Consider the following 269-nt stretch of genomic DNA (forward strand, 5'->3'; position numbering starts at 1 on the left):
TCGGCTTCACCGTGGGCCCCGCCCTCGGCGTGACCGCCGGCGTCGCCCGTGCCGTGGCCGGCGAGGTGGTAGTACGCTTCGAGGTGGTGGATGCCTTCGAGCTTCTCGGCGTGGAGCTGGTCGTAGTTCGGGTTGTCTTCCTGAATCGGGTAGAACAGGTTGGCCGGCCCGGGGCCGAGGTCGTGGCTGAACTTCGACTGGTACTCGATGCCCTTGATGACCATGAAGCCCACGCCGCCCATGAAGGTGGCGATGAGCATGAACTTGAG

Annotated in this window: 1 protein-coding gene; it reads right to left on the reverse strand. The window is 65.1% G+C overall.

All coding sequences use genetic code 11. The annotated features are described in order from the left end of the window. On the reverse strand, positions 1 to 269 hold a 269-nt coding region (locus tag R0J87_RS20825), incomplete at both ends, for a hypothetical protein (RefSeq protein WP_498888641.1).

It is taken from the genome of Halomonas sp. SIMBA_159 (assembly GCF_046536035.1).
In the GTDB taxonomy this organism is placed as follows: domain Bacteria; phylum Pseudomonadota; class Gammaproteobacteria; order Pseudomonadales; family Halomonadaceae; genus Vreelandella; species Vreelandella venusta_A.